The following is a 17,185-nucleotide window of genomic DNA, read 5'->3' as shown; positions in this document are numbered from 1 at the left end:
CTGTCTAGATTAATTTACAATATTTACTTATCTGTTTGCATTGCACCCTAAATATGTAAATCTAAGTTGACATATTGTGAGAGTTATCCATGGGCCAAACTGTAAGCCTTAGCTTTTTCCGCTTTGCGACGCCGCAAGCGCGCCTGTGGGCATTGACGATGATGGGGGCTGCACGTTTTGCGATGCCTAAAATCCCGAATCTGCACTTTTGGAAATTGTGCGGATCAGGGACAGGCGAAGGGTTCACACCCATTCCAAACACAGCCGTCTATGCAATCCTATGTGCTTGGCCTGATTTAGATATCGCGCGTAATAGAATTGAAAATGAAACGTTGTTCCTACGATATCGTCAGCGTGCGGCTGAAAACTGGTCGGTCTTTTTATCGCCCACATCTGTGCGGGGGGCATGGTCTGGCAAAACACCGTTTGTGGCCCAGAATATTGATAATGACGCACCCATTGCGGCCTTGACACGCGCGACGGTCAAGGCAGGTGTGTTGCATCGGTTTTGGCGACAGGTTCCTGACATCTCGGCTGTGATTGGCGCGGATCCCAATGTTCTGTTCAAAATTGGCATTGGGGAAATTCCCTGGCTGCATCAGGTGACGTTTTCCATATGGCCAGACGCAGATGCAATGGCGCAGTTTGCCCGCAAAGATGGGCCGCACGCACGGGCTATAAAATCCGTACGCGAAGGGAACTGGTTTCGCGAAGAATTATATGCCAGATTTACCGTTGTTGGCGATGATGGCACCTGGGGTGGGGCCAGTCCGCTTAAGCGATCGGAGGCTGCTTAATGACGACCTTTTTTCCGTTCTCGGCAATTGTTGGTCAGGACGAAATGAAGTTATCCATGATCCTGACGGCGATTGATCCCAAGATTGGGGGGGTTTTGGTTTTTGGTGATCGTGGAACTGGAAAATCGACAGCCGTGCGTGCTTTGGCAGCTCTTTTACCAGAAATCCAAGCAATCGAAGGGTGCCCAGTGAATGCTGAAAAGTCAGTGGATTGCCCCGACTGGGCAGGTGTCACATCAAAGAAAACCATAAAACGTCCAACACCAGTCATTGATCTGCCCCTTGGCGTTACCGAAGATCGTGTTGTGGGCGCATTGGATATTGAAAAGGCGCTGACAGTCGGCGAAAAAGCGTTTCAGCCCGGGCTTTTGGCGCGCGCCAATCGCGGATATCTTTACATAGATGAGGTGAACCTGCTGGAGGATCACATCGTTGATCTTCTATTGGATGTCGCCCAGTCGGGCGAAAATGTTGTCGAGCGTGAAGGGCTTAGCATTCGTCATGCCGCACGGTTTGTTCTGGTTGGGTCTGGCAACCCGGAAGAGGGCGAATTACGCCCGCAGCTTTTAGACAGGTTTGGTCTGTCGGTCGATGTTGCGTCGCCCACTGATATCGAACAGCGCATCGAAGTGATCCGCCGTCGTGATGCATTTGAAACAAACACTGCGGTCTTCATGAAAAAGTGGCGCCGGCAAGATGAAAAGATACGCGACAAGATTGAACGGGCCCGTGGTCTTTTGTCAGGCATTGAAAACTCAGACGATGTTCTGCGGGACTGTGCCAAACTTTGCATCGCACTTGGGTCGGATGGATTGCGTGGTGAACTGACTTTGTTGCGCGCAGCCCGTGCGGTGGCAGCCTTTGACGGTCAGGATCACATCAACCGCGATCATTTGCGTCAGGTTGCGCCAATGGCTTTGCGGCACCGTTTGCGCCGCGATCCGTTGGACGAAGCCGGAAGCGGCGCGCGCGTATCCCGCGCGGTTGAAGATGTATTGGGATGACCGATGATCTGCAGACATGGCTGCGGGCGAATATGGCACTTACGATGTTGTGTATTGATCCTGTGGGTCTGGGTGGTCTGTGGGTCAAGTCACGCTGTGGCGCGGTCAGGGATTGTCTGACATCCGGATTTTCAGCTCTGCCTTTGGATTTAAAGCGTATACATCCGGCAATTGCGGATGATCAGCTGTTTGGCGGAATTGATTTATCAGCCACTTTGTCTGCGGGTCGCGTGATTGAAGCCAAAGGCTTGATGCGGCCCGAAAATGCATTGATCCTGACGATGGCTGAACGCACAGATCAAAACTTGGGCGCACGTCTTTCGCTTGGGCTTGATCAACAACAATGCGGTTGCGTTGTTGCATTGGACGAAGGTGTTGATGACGATGAACATGCGCCGCTGGCGTTAACAGATCGGCTGGCCTTTCACGTACATCTTGATGGTATTTCCTGCCGTCTGGCCGAAGATGTGGGTCTTGATGAAAACGCAATCATGCACGCACGCATGATATTGCCTGATGTGAAAACGCCACAGGATTTTCACAGCGATCTGGTGAAACTGGCTGTGCAGTTCGGTATAAACAGCGTGCGTGCGCCACTTTTTGCATTGAAAACAGCCCGATGCCATGCGGCGTTTTTTGAACGCACTCAAGTGGATGAAGATGACATTGAGGCGGCACTGACCTTGGTCTATGCTCCGCGTGCGCAAATTCTGCCTGACATGGATGAAACAGAAACGCCGGCAGATCCCACACCGGATCAGGGCGATAATGATAGTTCTGACACCAACTCAGATATAGATATCCCGCAAGATATGCTGATCGAAGCGATCAAGGCGGCCATACCCAAACACATGCTGGATCAGTTTGACATGGGTGCTGGTAGTAAAGCGACCAGTACCGCATCTGGGTCTGGTTCAGCCCACAAAGGCAATCGGCGTGGCAGGCCTTTGCCTGCGCGGGCAGGTCGGCTAAGCAGCGATGCACGTGTTGATCTATTGGCAACATTGCGCACAGCTGCACCGTGGCAAACCTTGCGTCGTCAAGCTGCGCCCACACGGCCCGGCCTGCATATTCGCCCGTCAGACATAAAGACGAAACGATATCAGCAATTTTCTGACAGGTTACTGATCTTTACGGTCGATGCATCGGGGTCTTCCGCCGTAACCCGGTTGAACGAGGCGAAAGGTGCGATCGAGTTGCTTTTGGCCCAAGCCTATGCGCGGCGTGATCATGTGGCACTTGTCGCCTTTCGCGGGGATCAGGCAGAGCTTTTGCTGCAACCAACCAGATCGCTTGTTCAAACGAAAAAGCGACTTGCGGCTTTGCCGGGGGGCGGGGGCACGCCGTTTGCATCAGGCTTGCATGTTGCGATGGATGTGGCCCGTAATGCGCACAAACGCGGATTGACGCCCACCATTGTCATATTAACAGATGGTCGTGCGAATGTGGCGCTGGATGGACGCCATGACCGAAGTGCTGCCATGCAAGACGCCGAAAAGCTGTCACACCAGATACGAGCGCAGAAATTGGCGACATTGGTTATAGATACCGCGCAACGCCCACAGCCGGGGCTAAAAGAGCTGGCAGCCGTCATGAATGGGACCTATATCGCGCTGCCCCGCGCAGACGCACACCGTTTGTCGGCAACCGTTTCTTCAGCGCTTGAGGTCTAGTGGTATGGACTGGGCAGTTGAAAAACAGGCGTGGCCCAATGCCGATCATTCGCATTTCATCGATCACCGTCCGCACAGATGGCATGTTCAGGATATGGGCGAAGGACCGGTAATTTTATTGCTGCATGGTGCAGGTGGTGCGACGCACAGTTGGCGTGATCTGATGCCACTTTTGGCGCAACACTATCGCGTTGTCGCCATTGATCTTCCAGGGCAGGGATTTTCGCAGCTTGGTGTCAAACAAAGATGTTCACTGCCGGCCATGGCTGACGATATTGCATCATTGATCCAATCGCAATGCTGGCAACCTATTGCAATTGTTGGTCATTCTGCGGGTGCTGCGATTGCGTTGCGGCTGTCTGAAATTGGGGTTTGTCAGGCGGGTCCAATCATAGGGCTGAACGCAGCATTGGGGAATTTCAAAGGTGTTGCCGGGTTTATCTTTCCGATAATGGCAAAAATCTTATCGTTGAACCCATTTATACCAGGCATCTTTAGCCGCAGTGCATCCAGCCCATCCAGCGTCAAAAGATTGATCGAAGGGACGGGATCGCAGTTGTCGACGGATGGCTTGCAGCAATACCAAAAGCTGATCAGCGACCCGTCTCATGTTGCCGCAACACTTGCGATGATGGCGCAATGGTCGTTGGATGGATTGCGGTCGCGATTGCCCAGCATTAAAGCCGCGACCTATTTGATAGCTGCGGAAAATGATCGAACGGTTCCACCCGATACATCGGCAGAGGCTGCAAAGCTGTTGCCGAACGCCCATGTGACCCGTCTGGAAAATTTGGGCCATCTTGCCCACGAGGAAGACCCAAAGCGTATATCAGAAATAATTTTGGGCATACTAAAAGAAAATCAGGCCGCATAAAGCGGCCCGATTTAGTTCATTTGCATTCAGTTGGTTACGCTAACAGTCAAAGATAATCTTAGATATTTTCGTACAGGCCAACTGCTGTATTCATATCTTTCAGCAGTGTTTCAGCACGCTTTTCAATATCGATCAGATCGTCATCGCTTGGCACTTCACCAGCGGCAACTTTTTCGAACAATGGCTTTATGTCTTCCCAATGTGCCGAAACAGTTTCTAAAGCGGATGCGATATCCTGATTTGGGGCCTCTAGAACGCCTGCGTTTGCATATCCAAACCGCAGGGCAGTCAGGGATGCATCGAACAAACGCATTGTTTCAGAAAGACTGTTCGCAACAGCGGTTTTGTCGTCTGTAATGCCAAGCAGACAAGCTTCTTTCATCATTTTTTGTGACAACATGCGCTGACGGCCTGCAACGTCAACAGTAACTGTCAATGCGATGGAAACGTCTTTCGTGCTACCGCCGTAAGCTTGTGTTGTTTTGAAAACGGCTTCGTTTGCAAGATCAAGAACTTCAAGACTGTGATCCTGCAGCGACAAAACCAGATCTGTATCAACTTTGGCTTGGGTCAGGATATCATCAACTGGTTTGCGAAACGTTGCCCAAGAATCGATGACTTCAGACTGCGCCAGCAAAACAGACGGTCTGATTTCTGGTGCCAGCTTCAGATCAAGACTGCCGTGACGCAATGCGTCTTGTGATTGTTCAAACAGATCGCGCGCTTGGACCAGTTGTTCACGATATTCGGTTGGCGCAATGTCGCGTGCTGTAAAGCATGCAGCTTTGGCAATGCGTTGTGACAACATTCTTTGGCGCCCGGCGATGTTGACCTTACGTGCGGCTTGTTCCGATGTAATGGCAGCGCCTTCTGCGTGCACTTGGACTGGCAGCGCTGTGGTAAAACCAATCGCAAAAACTGCAATTGCCTTGCTGATATTCAGTGTATTTCGCATCTTATTTCCTCGTTTGACTAGTTAAGTTCCCCAACTCGTACGTCGTCTTAGGCTTTTGTATTGCAATTAATGGTTGTGCACATGATCACCACAGTTTCAACAAGAAAGTTAATTTTGAGTTACCAAAAATTAACCATAGCGATAGTAGATAATGGCAAGGACGTGGCGTCACCTGCCTGCATCAACAAAAACTGTCGCAATTATCCCATAGTAACCTAGGATTAATTTAATTGACTTTAGGTCAATTAAATAAGGTATTTATTAGGCGAAGTGTTAAAGACCTAAATAGCGAATATTCGCTAAAAGTGCATAATTTCTAATCAGCTTGGGTGCGAATGATATTCAAAAGCTCTGTTTGCCAGTGAAAAGGAATCGCTAACTTAAGGGAAGTTTAATGCAACTTTAAGGTGTTCATCTAAACCAAAAGTTCCAACCCGCTTCATAATAGTCGATCAATCTATGATCTCTGATCGAGTTCAGATCGACGTCTACTTCGTTCGTATCCGCACTGAAGACTTGTGCGGCATTCCAAACATCAGATGTCATAAACTGCAAATTGTCAGGAAACTGTGGAACGGGCTTCATCAGAGGCGTATTGCGTGCGATGATAAACCCCCACTGGCCGAAACTGGGGACATATGTGTGATATGGCTGAATGGTCAAACCTTGTCCCGGTGCGATTGGATTACGCGCATTTTCCAGCGTTGCTGCGATTGACCAAAATGCTTCACGTGCAAAAAGCGGGGATCCTGCTTGCGTGACGATCACTCCATTTGCTGACAAGCGTTCTGTCAGGATTGAGTAAAATTCGATACTGTAGAGTTTCGATAGTGCCAGTGATTTTGGATCCGGTAAATCAAGGATAATCATCTCGTACTGGCCCTGATCCTGTGACGCAAACTGCCAGGCATCTTGGTTGATGACTGTTACCCTTGGATCATTTAATGCATTGGAATTTAGCGCACTAAGCTGTGGATTATCGCGAAACAATTGCGTTACACGGGGATCAAGATCGACCAACGTGACGCTTTCAACATCATCATATCGCAGCACTTCCCGCGCGGCCATTCCATCGCCACCGCCAAGAATAAGAATATTCGTGCGATTGGTCGCCGAGGCCATCGCGGGATGTACAAGCGCTTCGTGATACCTGTATTCGTCAAGCGTGTCGAATTGGATCGAATGGTTCAGAAATAACCTGGTGCGATCCTGAAAGCGGGTCACGGTGATGGTCTGATATTGCGTCCGTTCTGTTAGGATAACGTCATCTTCGAACAGGTTGGCATCGACGACGGACACCAGTTTTTCAGACGCGATTAGTGCAGCAAAGGATGCCAAAAGCGCAGTGCCCAGAAAAATCCACGTGCCGATCCTGAATTCATTGCGAAACAGCCAGACGGAAATACCTGCAACCATCAGGTTCAAACAGCCAAAGACCAGACTTGCAGCCATCAAGCTAAGGTGCGGGATGATCAATAACGGGAAAAGAAGCGACGCGGCCAAAGCGCCGATATAATCAGCAGTCAGAACATTTTCGAACCGAAAGCTGGTTGCGCCCAGATCTTTTAACACGCGCGCAATCAGCGGGATTTCCATGCCCGACAAAACGCCAATTAAGATCAAAGCGGAATAAAGCGGCAATCCCACAACCCCAAAAAACGCATAGGTCATAAACAGTAGTGGCGCACAAAACCCACCGATGATGCCCAAAGCGATTTGTGCACGCACAAAGCCCGTCAAAGCGTTTGAAACAAAGCGCGACAGCCATGCCCCAAAACCCATTGACGTCAAAAAGACACCGATGACAAAGCTGAACTGACGGATACTGTCGCCAAGCAGATAGCTGGAAATGGTCGCGGCGATCAATTCATAGATCAGTCCCGCAACTGCAACAAAAAAGGTCGCCGCCAGCAGCCAAAGCTCGCGCGGTTGAACGACCGTTTTATCTGGGTTCATGAAATAATAACGGCCGCGATGATAATGGACATTGCAATAAAGACCGAACTGATCAGTACAGCCAGCGACGTATTCTGATCCTCTTCAATTTCTTTGCGGATTGAAAACGGGCTTAAAGCCGAAATTCCAATCCAGCATAAACCAAGAAGGCCCAGACCCAAAATCGTATAGAAAAGCATGCTGATGATTTCAGCAACTTCGATTGCACCAAAAATAGTCATGGTTTCTCCTTTTTGGCTATCATTTGATACGCCCGCTTGAATTGTACCCGCCGCCCGAACTTCCAACGCGCACGGATTGAGCGGCATCGCGGCTTTCACGCCACACGCCGGAATAGGATAAATAGCTAGCGCCGCCAAATGCAAAGGTGCTGCCAGCCAGAATTATGATGCGAAACAAGTTCATTTAATCATCGCTCCAGTCCGATTTTGCCCAACGCTTGCTATTGTGACGTGTCTTGCCATTTGGAATAAACAGCGCGGCTATTCCGAAAAAGCCCATTGCCAGAAATGTCCACAGCGATGTTGTGATATTCGATCTTACGCTGACCGATATACGGGTTTCGACACTGCCGTCTTCGCGATCCAGATTAAGTTTATAAGTCCCAGCCTCTGTTGGGCGAAACCGGATATTGGCACGCTGTGACCCTTCGGTCCAGTTTTCACCGCCCTCACGACCATGATAATATGATGTCTGGCGAAATGTATCGAAAACTGTTTCGCCTTTGGGATCGGTCAATTCAAGCGTATAAGCCGCCCAATTGTTTGACACATTTGATCGGATACTGATTTGCGTCAGTTGATCAGGATTTTCGATTTGGAATTCAAAAATACGCGGTAGGCTTGGATCGGGTATATCTGGTTCACTCAGCAATAATGTGCCCGGAAGCATCAGAAAGATAACGGAAGCAAACAAAGAAATCGCGGCAAAGCCCAAAAACACTTTGCGTACAAAAGCTTTGTTGCCGGATCCAGTAAAGGGCTGTAGCGGGTGAACATCACGTTGGAAATTTTCGGTCTCAAGACCAAATGCCGTACAAGTTTCTTCAAAGGGCAGGTAAGTGGATAGTTCAATTTCACGTTCAGTCTTACCGTCGACGTAACGCAACATGCTGTCATCAGACATCAGTGCAATGGCAGTATTCTGATCACCAACTTCTGGTAGCCAATTGAACTCACCTTCAACAAAGACGGTTCGGCCTGTCGTAGTCGAAAAATACTTGTAAGATTTACCTTTGAACCATGCGACCGGGGGATAGTCAGACATTTCAACAAGATCGCTGCTGATCCACGATTGGTTAGGTTGTTCACGCATTTTTCGGGTGAAAACAAAATGCCCGTTTTCAACGGTCAGCCAAGCATAGCCATGTGTTGGCGAAAACAGCTGATGATCGGTCCAAAGCCATGTTCTTCCGCGATAATCCTCGCGTTTGCCCAATGTACCGATGATTGTAAATTCAACGCCGTTTATCACACCTGACATACCAATTCGAAACGGCGTGGTCGGACGCGGCATATCAGTAAATTGTTTCAATACCTTGTAATCGTGCTGGGCATCCAGCACCGATCCGCAGTATCCACACACATGGCTGACAACGCGCCCGCCGCCCAACACATCAAGACCGGCACCGCAGTTGGTGCAATTAATGGCCGTCAGTTCAGAAGCGCGCGTCAATGCGATTGATCCTTCTTAACATCAAACGGATCAATCCAGGTTCCGATGAACCATAGCGCATCATCATCGGTGATTTCGCCACTTAGCAGTGCGCCGTGTTCGCTAGTATAGTTTATAAAACGATACTTCTCGCCAACATGCAGGATTTCGGGGAATTCACCACGAAAGGCCATGCATTCTGCTGTACTAACTTCAGTTGCAGTGAAAAGTTGTCCTTGGACAGTCACCGTTTCGCCGACATATAAAAACGTGTCTTCGGGTGGATGGTCTTGTTTGGGCAAACTGCGTTGGGACACAACATCACCTTCGTCGATACTTAGCCAAACGCCGTCACCATTACCCTTGACTGCCCAGAATTCATCCCACCAGCCGCGGCCATAACTGTACCGCACATGTCCTGCGATATAATAACGTTCCTCAAGAATACGCACTGTATCTTTTAGGCCAAACAACATCTGTGTGTCGTGCATTTCACCGCGCTGGCCTGCATTTTTAAATACACCATCCTGCAGGAACACAGTCGTGCCACATGCGTCGCAATCGATCATACGTGTTCTGACAAGCAGCGCGCCCAACTCATTACCGCAGTTAGGGCAGTTGTTATTTAAGGATTGGGACGACATAAGTCTTTTACTAAGAACCTTTCACACGTCTAATATATTTAGTCGCCTAATTTGGCGTGAATTTCGTCCAGATCAATTTCCCCAAGGGGCATCTTATTAGATGGGTCTTCAAAATCATACTTAAACAATCTGAAATCCTTTTTATACATTTCATATACAAGGTGCATGGACAGATCGTCAAAGTAATCTTCAACCGGGTGTGCCCTTTTGGGGCCATGCCCTTCGCTTTCGTTGAATCTTGGAATATCTTGCAGCGTCACTTTGTGCGGCGTTTCGATATCATCCAGAACACTTTGCATGCCGTCATTGAATTTTTCGGTCCAGAAAATGTTGTCATATGCTCCTCCATTCACAATGAACGTGGATATGTGCCCTGACATGTCAGACCAGTGAATGTCCGGATCCATGGGCTTGCGCCAGCGAATTGTATCGCGTGCAAACAAAAGAAAACGGCGAAAGGATTTGATCTGGTCAAAGTCGCCTTCAACCTCAATCCCGTACTTTTGCGCGATCATCGGAACAAGGTTTCCGCGGTAACGATTTCCGCTGCGCTGTATCCCGCAAATCTTGTCGAAAAAAGAACTTAGAATGCGGGTGTAGGGGTTTCTGACGCAGGTAAAAGCATAGCTTTTGTGCGATTGTACATTCGTCGCGATCAACGGTTTGCTATCGTCATGGGCCCATTTGTGTAACCCATCTTTCGCGTCATGAATATCACCATCGAAAAACTGTCCATGATCCGAATAATACATGATCTGACCAATGGTTGAACAGGCGCATTTGGGAACGACGCGGTACACCACGCTTTCACTTTCGGTCATCCAGGTACCGGGAAAATTCATTTTTTAACCACCTCCAAGCCGATGCGTTTTTTTACAAAGGCTTAAACAACAAACAAAAAACAGAGTTTGACTGTTTATTCAATCATTCTTCATGTTTATTAGGCCAAGCACTTAAGCATAGAAAGTAAGTTTGGCGTTAAATGGCAAAAATTGCGTACATATTGCTGTGCCACAAGGACCCGCAGGCCATTATTGCGCAGGCAAATCGCCTGACGGCCGTTGGGGATTATATATCGATTCACTTCGATGGACGTTCAAAGGATGCGGATTTCAAAGAAATCAAATCTGCACTGTCAGATAATTCCAATGTTGTTTTCACGCAAAAACGTTTGAAATGCGGATGGGGGGAATGGTCGCTTGTCCAGGCCAGTCTGAATGCCGTCAGCGCTGCCGAACAGGCGTTTCCAGATGCTACACATTTTTACATGCTATCGGGCGATTGCATGCCCATAAAATCAGCCGAATATGCGCATGATTTTCTAAATGGCGATTACGTCGATTATATCGAAAGTCTAGATTACTTTGACTCCAATTGGATCAAGACCGGGATGAAGGAAGAACGGCTGATCTATCGTCATTTCTTTAATGAACGCACGCAAAAGCGGCGGTTCTATACAGCGTATGGATTGCAAAAACGCTTTGGTCTAACGCGTGACATTCCCGAAGACATCCAAGTGATGATCGGCAGTCAGTGGTGGTGTCTGCGGCGCCAAACCATCGAGGCTATATTAAACTTTATCAAGACACGCCCCGATGTGATCCGGTTTTTCAAAACCACATGGATCCCGGATGAAACGTTTTTCCAAACCCTTGTGCGCCACTTGGTGCCACGGCAGGAAATTCGCAATCGCACACTGACGTTTCTGATGTTTTCCGACTATGGCATGCCGGTTAGCTTTTATAATGACCATTACGATATTTTGCTTAGCCAGGATTGTCTGTTTGCCCGAAAAATCAGCCCCGACGCGGTTATTCTAAAACAACGGCTTGGGGCCCTTTATGCAGCGACTGACGTGACATTCGATATCTCGAACGAAGGGCGCCGGCTTTATGCATTTTTAACTGGCCGGGGTCGTGAAGGACGGCGGTATGCCACACGATTTTGGGAAAGCGAAAGCACGATCGGGCGGGATCGTGAATTGCTTATTGTCGCGTGCAAAAAGTGGCATGTGGCCAAACGCTTGGTGGATCAAATTGCAAAATTAGCAGCAATTCCAACCATTAAGTATGTTTTCAATGAAAATGCGACACCGCTACCCGACTTGGGCGGTATCGAAAAAACAATCGAAAAACGAACCCGTCACAACCGCGCTTTGATCAGAATGCTGTTTGATTACTATCAGACAAAATGTCTGGTCATTTGTATTGATCCTGCCAGCATCAATCTGGTTCAGGACTTCTATGCGGATCGGTCCAAGACCAGGTTGCTGGAAGTGGATTGTACCTTCTCGGATGATTATCTGGTGGGGCATGCGGCGCGGATTGGACTGGCGGGGGATCAGACACCGGAGAGGACGTTGCAGCAGCTTTTGCCGACGATCCGTAATGATGTGGTGTTTGAGAGAGATCGGCTGCGAGATGCCGCGTTTGAAAGTCACTTCCGGTTGGGCGAAACGGCGTCAGTCGCGGAAAACACGCAGCAGTTGGCGCAGTTTCTGTCTGTGTCGGAAGACACCGCACACCAGATCGCGAAAATCGATTATTTGTTCAAAGACTGATGGGGAAAATTCATGACCTACACCTATGACGATCAGAATATTTTTGCGAAAATCCTACGGGGTGAAATCCCGAATGAAACGGTGCTGGAAACCGATCATAGCCTTGTTTTTAAAGATATAACGCCATTGGCACCGCACCATGTTCTGGTGATCCCCAAGGGGAAATATGTGTGTTATGACCACTTTGCATTGACCGCATCCGAGGCGGAAATTGTTGATTATACCCGCACCATAGGTAAGGTTTGCAAGATGCTGAACCTGCAACCCGGAGAGGGTGGAAACGGCTATCGGTTGCTGTCAAATGCGGGCGAAGACGGGGTGCAGGAAGTCCCGCATCTGCACGTCCATATCATCGCAGGCCGCGACCTTGGGCGCATCGTAAATCCCGCGGATTAGGCCCGAATTCCCCTACGTCACCCTGAACCTTACCCCACCGACCGTTGCGCGAGGTGGGGCCCCGGGGGCCCATGCGCACGCGGTTTTGTATATTTTGTACAGGGGTTTTGTACATAAAGTTTTGTACAAAACTGTGATTCCAGATGAAAAATGGATGGATTTTGATCTGTCAACACGTGCGATGGGGTCAGATTTTGGTAAGAGGTGTGGGGATGTTAAGATTTATACGGGCGCTTTTATGGATCTCAGTTGGGATGAGGTATTGTTTCGGCACTGGTGTTGGGATTGTGATGGGCTTATTTTGTTGAAAAACTCTTCCTTGATCGGGGCCTGAACTGCTGCTTCAATTCCTGCAATTCAGTGGAGGGTTGGCGATGTTTGGATCGAGGCAGATGCGAGCAAACAGAACTCGACACCCAAGGAAGAGTGGAAGGTGGCAAGCATCGATCCCGCAGATGCGCCCCGCGCGGTGCGCGAGTATCTCGACACGCTGGATGAGACCGCGTTTGGCGCAGCCAGCGAAGTGCAGCCCCAAGTTCACGTTCCATTCCGACCCTGCAGGCCAATGGACGGCGGCTCGCAAGGATGAGCCTTTGGAGCGCATTCGTTGCCTATTCCGACAATTATCTGATCGACACGGATCACGGTGTTATCGTCGACGTGGAAGCGACCCGCTCAATCCGACAAGCTGAAGTGGGATCAACCAAGACCATGCTGAACCGCGTCAAAGAGAGGTTCGATTTACATCCCGAACGCCTGATCGCGGACACAGCCTATGATACAGGGCCGTTTTCGCCGCATAGCAGCTATCTGATCCCTACCTGGTGAGGGTTGGTTCTGAGCATGATGATGCCGTTCATGTCGCAAAGCACCAAAACTGGCCGTTGGCGCAGATGCGACGAAGGTCTGTTTCGTCCCGCGTCTTACCAGTTCAGGCACGATGCAGCGAATGATACTGTGTGGATGGCTCCTGCATAGCAAGACATCTTTGATCTGATTTGTGCATTTGTCAAAATCAGTCATGTGTCCGGCCTGTTTGCGCGGTCTTGACCGCTGGCCCTGATGGGTTCCGCAAACCAAGTCCCTTACAGCTTTGCGGGCTATCATGCCCGCGCCATTTGGCGAAGCCAATCACCCGGGCCAGTCCTCTAGGGATGTAGACACCGAACTCAGCCACCAAGCCGCGCAGGCCGTTGATCAGCTGCGTCCGTTGGCGGACCAAAAGATCGCGAGCCCGATGAAGCGAAAGCAGCGATTGTTGTTCGACGGTCTTGATCGCCACAAAACGCATGGTGGGTCGGGTCACCGCTTCGCATATTGCTTCTGCATCAATTGCGTCAGACTTACCCCGTTTCACGTAGGGCTTCACATACATCGGTGGGATCAGCCGAACCTCGTGACCAAGAGCAGTCAGTTCGCGCGCCCAGTGATGTGCGCTGCTGCAAGACTCCATGCCGATCAGGCAGGGGTCTAACTTAGCAAAGAACGGCAGAAACTGCGCCCGTCTCAGGGGGCTTGTTGAACATCACATCGTCGTTCTCTGCGATATCATGGACTTGGAAAACGTTCTTGGCCAGGTCAACACCGATTTTGGTAACTTGCATGAGGTGGCTCCTCTCAAAGCAGATTTTTGACACCTGCACTATGGCGCATTGCGACGCCGGTTGAAGCAGGAGCCATCCAACCCGTCAGCTTTGATGATTTGTCAGTGAGGTGATCGTCCCATTGCTATCATCAAGTGATGGCCTTGATGGTGAGCACCGATGGTCATTACCCCATAAAACCCCAAACTCAACAATTGCCTTCGTTCCGCATCGTCGGTCACGGTTATGGTCATCTTGGCACCATAAGGAATCAGTGCAGAATCCACTGACCATCCAGTCTCTGATGCCAACATAGGGCTGTGGGCGGTCACCATATTCTGGATCGAAGCAACAACATCGGCGTCGCCAGTGATTGTGAAGATAACGTTGGCACCATCCTCGTCTGCGACCACCGCTGAACCTGTTGTCACATTGTCCATGTCAACGAGATGATCTCGCAGTGCTTGGATATCGACACGTTCCCAGTCCGTGGCAGGATCATCCCGAAGAACCGCTACAATCTCTGCAATAGAAGCAAACTGAGCTTGGCCTGTTTCGGCGACAACTGAACCGCCATGGTTGCCGTGAGAATGCTGTGCCAGTGCAGGTGCTGTACTCAGCATCAATACTGCGATTGTTTTGATGATCATCATCTAGGTCTCCTTCGGATTGGGAAAGAAGTAGTCGATCAACACTAATTCAGATATGATCTGGGTCATATGACTGATGATCTATTTTCCAATCTACCAGACACCGCCATTCGACTGATCTCGACTTCGACGGACGACGTGTTGTTCCGACAGGCCGAGCCGACGACGGGTCTTTACCGCGTTCAACGAGGTTGCGTGACGCTGCGCAGAACTACCGTGGTAGGTGATACGCTGACCCTGCACCGTGCAACGTCTGGTGATCTCTTTGCTGAAGCGTCGGTGTTCTCGGATCAATATCATTGCGACGCCATATGTACCGTCGGTGGTGATGTTCAGCACATCTCCAAAATGGCAACGTTGGACAGGCTATCAAAGGACCAGAACTTTGCATTAGCTTTCATGGCATTGCTTGCAAGGCAGGTACAAAGCTACCGGTTCCTACTGGAAATCACCGCAATTAAGTCTGCCGAAGAACGTGTTCTGGCGGCTGTCTCAGCGGGATATCTTGATAGTTCAGTGACGGAGTTTGCAACCCGCATTCATTTGACGCATGAAGCCTGCTATCGGGCACTGCGCACCCTTTGCAATCAAGGGCGTCTTACACAGGTGGGCCGTGGTCAATACCAGCTAGTGGATCAACCAGATCGCCCATAGCCCCAGCCCAATCACGCTCCATGCGGGGATGGTATGCGTCGCCAATATATGGGTGCCGGTATCACTCATGAGGTGGATTGCGGCTGGCTTGTGCTTCTTGTTCTCGTTCTGGCCATGTGGACCGAATGAAAGCAAGAATATCCCAAATCCCGTCGTCCGTGATGATGCCCTCGAAAGCGGGCATCCCACTGTTGAAGTCCGTCATGCCACGAGCGGCAAGTGCGCCTCGCCCGCCTAGCTTTGTGTACTCGAACAGCAGAGCATTATCGTGATGCCAAGTGTGGCCCGTTGCATCATGAGGCGGGGCTGGAAGGACACCATCATCGTTTGGGGATCGCCAGTTCGGTTGACCCTCTAAGTTCGTTCCATGGCACGATGCACATTGCTGCTGATAGAGCCGTTCTCCTGCAACGATATCACGATCCAGCAGCTCATGATCTGCGAGTGCAGGAGCCGCAATTACCAAAGCAATACCAGCAAGCGACCTCATGCCACGTTCACCCAGGTCCGCATTCCGCCAACGGCATGGCTGAGCATATGACAATGGAGCATCCAACGGCCAGGATTGTCGAAGACGCAGATGATATCTCTGCTTTCACCTGCATCCACCAAAGTAGTGTCCCGAAGATCACCCAATGATCCATCGTCCGCGACTTCGTAGAAATGGTGGCCATGCAAATGAATGCCGTGCGGGAAGGATGTGTCATTGACCATTGTCATTCGCACCGTCTCACCACGTTCGAACGAGCCGAACGGTTCGGGTTGCAGGTCAGACGTATCGTTGAAGGCCCAGATGTTATCTCCGCCATGTCGTCCACCCATTGCACCGCCCATCATCGTCAAAGTCAGATGCTGAGTTGGCTCGGCGGGCGTGGGCAGGCCATGTGGCGTTAGGGGCTGGATTTGGCTTTCTTGTCTTTCGGTGTTTGTTCCGTTGATTTCGATGTCTGCAAGTCTGTACGGACCTTGCCGTGTAGGCATGTCCAAGCTGAGAGGGCCAATCACATCGACGATCAGATCAGCACGTTGAGCGGGTGCCAAAACGACCTTTTCCAACGTCCTTGGTTGCGCCAGTGGCATCCCATCCAGAGCAACCACCATTCCTTCGGCACCGTTGAGTGTCAGTGGGAAAATTCGATTGGTCGCTGTGTTGATCAGCCGTAGCCTAATGCGATCACCAGTGCGGACTGAGGGTTGCGACAGGAACGCCCGAGCAAAGTTCCCCATGTATCCTGCATGGGCAACAGAATGCATATCCGTGAACTCCTCGGTGAGCCGGCCATTTTCCTCCATCCGCCAATCAGCCAGTATCGCGGTGATGTCGTGGTCAACGTCTGGCGGTGTTTCCTCCTCAACGATGAGAGGGCCAATCATCCCCCGTGCCACCTGTTCATGAGAGATGTAGTGCGAGTGGTACCAGTAGGTGCCGGCGTCAGGCGGCACAAAGCTGTAAGTCTTGGCGTCGTTCGGGTTGATCAAGTCTTGGGTCAACACTGGCACACCGTCCATACGGTTTTCCAACCGAATACCATGCCAGTGAACCGCTGTGCCTTCATCCAACCTGTTCTCTACATTAATAGAAATACGCTGCCCCTGTGCCACTCGGATTGCGGGACCTGGCATTGAGCCGTTGAAGCCGAGCATGTCTGTCGCGCCATCACCTTCGGGCAGTACCTGTGCGGTTACGGCTTCGGCCCGAAGAACTATGCGCTCTCGTTCTGCTAGGGTTTGTTGCGGCAACAGTGCGAATACGGACGCTGAAGCCAAAAATTGTCTTCTGTTCATG

17 protein-coding genes and 2 pseudogenes are annotated in these 17,185 nt (G+C 50.3%); 8 read left to right on the top strand and 11 right to left on the bottom strand.

The window, feature by feature from the left end:
* The first annotated feature begins 89 nt into the window (after nucleotides 1-89).
* From crtA to bchO, 4 genes are read left to right on the top strand one after another with little or no spacing between them, the layout of a single operon-like run.
* Complete coding sequence (crtA, locus tag HRQ87_RS00870; RefSeq protein WP_174134466.1) at nucleotides 90-797, top strand: spheroidene monooxygenase; 708 nt, start codon at nucleotides 90-92, stop codon at nucleotides 795-797.
* Entirely contained in the window at nucleotides 797-1,801 is a 1,005-nt protein-coding gene (gene bchI, locus HRQ87_RS00865; RefSeq protein WP_174134465.1) for a magnesium chelatase ATPase subunit I, read from the top strand. The genes crtA and bchI overlap by 1 nt, the downstream gene beginning before the upstream one ends.
* Nucleotides 1,798-3,474, top strand: a complete 1,677-nt coding sequence (locus HRQ87_RS00860) for a magnesium chelatase subunit D (RefSeq protein ID WP_174134464.1) — start codon at nucleotides 1,798-1,800, stop codon at nucleotides 3,472-3,474. Before bchI ends, HRQ87_RS00860 begins: the two co-directional genes overlap by 4 nt.
* A 4-nt stretch (nucleotides 3,475-3,478) precedes the next feature.
* On the top strand, nucleotides 3,479-4,348 hold the full coding sequence (bchO, locus tag HRQ87_RS00855; RefSeq protein WP_174134463.1) for an alpha/beta fold hydrolase BchO: 870 nt from the start codon (nucleotides 3,479-3,481) through the stop codon (nucleotides 4,346-4,348).
* Nucleotides 4,349-4,406: 58 nt separating this feature from the next.
* Here the strand turns inward: bchO and HRQ87_RS00850 are convergent, their stop codons facing one another.
* From HRQ87_RS00850 to HRQ87_RS00820, 7 genes are all read right to left on the bottom strand, one after another.
* Complete coding sequence (locus HRQ87_RS00850) at nucleotides 4,407-5,303, bottom strand: type IV pili methyl-accepting chemotaxis transducer N-terminal domain-containing protein (protein WP_174134462.1); 897 nt, start codon at nucleotides 5,301-5,303, stop codon at nucleotides 4,407-4,409.
* A 411-nt stretch (nucleotides 5,304-5,714) separates the two neighbouring features.
* The gene (locus HRQ87_RS00845; protein WP_174134461.1) at nucleotides 5,715-7,259 is read right to left on the bottom strand and encodes a polyamine aminopropyltransferase; all 1,545 of its coding nucleotides are present in this window, start codon (nucleotides 7,257-7,259) and stop codon (nucleotides 5,715-5,717) included.
* Nucleotides 7,256-7,480: a DUF350 domain-containing protein gene (locus HRQ87_RS00840; protein WP_174134460.1), complete on the bottom strand. Its 225-nt coding sequence runs from the start codon at nucleotides 7,478-7,480 to the stop codon at nucleotides 7,256-7,258. Before HRQ87_RS00840 ends, HRQ87_RS00845 begins: the two co-directional genes overlap by 4 nt.
* A 19-nt stretch (nucleotides 7,481-7,499) precedes the next feature.
* Nucleotides 7,500-7,664: a hypothetical protein gene (locus HRQ87_RS00835; protein WP_174134459.1), complete on the bottom strand. Its 165-nt coding sequence runs from the start codon at nucleotides 7,662-7,664 to the stop codon at nucleotides 7,500-7,502.
* Nucleotides 7,665-8,933, bottom strand: a complete 1,269-nt coding sequence (locus HRQ87_RS00830) for a DUF4178 domain-containing protein (protein ID WP_174134458.1) — start codon at nucleotides 8,931-8,933, stop codon at nucleotides 7,665-7,667.
* Nucleotides 8,930-9,481, bottom strand: a complete 552-nt coding sequence (locus tag HRQ87_RS00825; RefSeq protein WP_174134457.1) for a DUF4178 domain-containing protein — start codon at nucleotides 9,479-9,481, stop codon at nucleotides 8,930-8,932. The genes HRQ87_RS00830 and HRQ87_RS00825 overlap by 4 nt, the downstream gene beginning before the upstream one ends.
* 113 nt (nucleotides 9,482-9,594) lie before the next feature.
* Nucleotides 9,595-10,398, bottom strand: coding sequence for a sulfotransferase family protein (locus HRQ87_RS00820; protein ID WP_174134456.1), 804 nt, complete (start codon nucleotides 10,396-10,398; stop codon nucleotides 9,595-9,597).
* A 140-nt stretch (nucleotides 10,399-10,538) separates the two neighbouring features.
* Between HRQ87_RS00820 and HRQ87_RS00815 the strand changes: the two genes are divergently transcribed.
* The 3 genes and pseudogenes from HRQ87_RS00815 to HRQ87_RS00805 form a co-directional block, all read left to right on the top strand.
* Entirely contained in the window at nucleotides 10,539-12,116 is a 1,578-nt protein-coding gene (locus tag HRQ87_RS00815) for a DUF5928 domain-containing protein (protein WP_174134455.1), read from the top strand.
* Between the two features lie 12 nt (nucleotides 12,117-12,128).
* Nucleotides 12,129-12,512, top strand: coding sequence for an HIT domain-containing protein (locus HRQ87_RS00810; protein ID WP_174134454.1), 384 nt, complete (start codon nucleotides 12,129-12,131; stop codon nucleotides 12,510-12,512).
* 382 nt (nucleotides 12,513-12,894) lie between these two features.
* A pseudogene (locus HRQ87_RS00805) lies at nucleotides 12,895-13,301 on the top strand (IS5/IS1182 family transposase); the annotation flags it as partial.
* A 343-nt stretch (nucleotides 13,302-13,644) separates the two neighbouring features.
* On the opposite strand, the pseudogene HRQ87_RS00800 reads toward HRQ87_RS00805, so the two are convergent.
* Both HRQ87_RS00800 and HRQ87_RS20125 read right to left on the bottom strand, forming a co-directional pair.
* A pseudogene (locus HRQ87_RS00800) lies at nucleotides 13,645-14,116 on the bottom strand (IS110 family RNA-guided transposase); the annotation flags it as partial.
* A 101-nt stretch (nucleotides 14,117-14,217) separates the two neighbouring features.
* Entirely contained in the window at nucleotides 14,218-14,748 is a 531-nt protein-coding gene (locus tag HRQ87_RS20125; RefSeq protein WP_246251604.1) for a hypothetical protein, read from the bottom strand.
* Between the two features lie 66 nt (nucleotides 14,749-14,814).
* Between HRQ87_RS20125 and HRQ87_RS00790 the strand changes: the two genes are divergently transcribed.
* Nucleotides 14,815-15,399 carry a Crp/Fnr family transcriptional regulator gene (locus HRQ87_RS00790; protein ID WP_174134453.1) on the top strand — a complete coding sequence of 195 codons (585 nt, stop codon included), beginning with the start codon at nucleotides 14,815-14,817 and terminating at the stop codon, nucleotides 15,397-15,399.
* Between the two features lie 61 nt (nucleotides 15,400-15,460).
* Here the strand turns inward: HRQ87_RS00790 and HRQ87_RS00785 are convergent, their stop codons facing one another.
* Complete coding sequence (locus HRQ87_RS00785) at nucleotides 15,461-15,889, bottom strand: c-type cytochrome (RefSeq protein ID WP_174134452.1); 429 nt, start codon at nucleotides 15,887-15,889, stop codon at nucleotides 15,461-15,463.
* Nucleotides 15,886-17,184 (bottom strand): multicopper oxidase family protein, encoded by a 1,299-nt coding sequence (locus tag HRQ87_RS00780; RefSeq protein ID WP_174134451.1) that lies wholly within the window; start codon nucleotides 17,182-17,184, stop codon nucleotides 15,886-15,888. Before HRQ87_RS00780 ends, HRQ87_RS00785 begins: the two co-directional genes overlap by 4 nt.
* Nucleotide 17,185 lies beyond the last annotated feature (1 nt).

The sequence above is a fragment of the Parasulfitobacter algicola genome, assembly GCF_013315265.1.
GTDB lineage: Bacteria > Pseudomonadota > Alphaproteobacteria > Rhodobacterales > Rhodobacteraceae > Parasulfitobacter > Parasulfitobacter algicola.
The sequence above is the reverse complement of the archived record's forward strand: the minus strand, read 5'-3'. Positions and strand labels throughout refer to the sequence as shown.